Raw genomic sequence first — 451 nt, forward strand, 5'->3', positions numbered from 1 at the left:
GCCCGTCCTCGCGCAGCTATTTCGTCGCCAAGCGCCTGGTCACCACGCAGTACCGGCAGGGAAATCTCAACCAGGACTCGATCGCGAATTACGCCCGCCAGCACCGCTTCGACGAGGTGCAGATCGGTTTGTCGCTGCTGTCGTCACTCCCGGTCGACGTGATCGAACGCGCCGTGATGGATCGCAACCGCGAAATGATCCTCGTGCTGTGCAAGGCGCTCGACTTCTCGTGGATCTGGCGGCACCATAAAGGCCCCGTCGACCCGTTGCTGGCGCAGGGCGTCTTCCATTTGCGGGAACGGGACCTCCTTGAACGTGACTCGCTCGGGATCGCCGCCGGTCGCCTTGACCCAGGCCCGCGCGTAGAGCCAGATCACGTTGTTGCGGGTGTTGATGGCGATGCTCTTGCCCTCGAGATCCTTGCCGGTCTTGATTCCGGATTCGCTCCTGA

1 protein-coding gene is annotated in these 451 nt (G+C 62.7%); it reads left to right on the forward strand.

Features of this window, described 5'->3' with window-relative positions:
• A partial coding sequence (locus AACY49_RS31020; protein ID WP_339528141.1) for a DUF2336 domain-containing protein occupies window positions 1-451 on the forward strand: 451 nt, incomplete at both ends.

The sequence above is a fragment of the Pseudomonas sp. EL_65y_Pfl2_R96 genome, assembly GCF_963970905.1.
Classification (GTDB): domain Bacteria; phylum Pseudomonadota; class Gammaproteobacteria; order Pseudomonadales; family Pseudomonadaceae; genus Aquipseudomonas.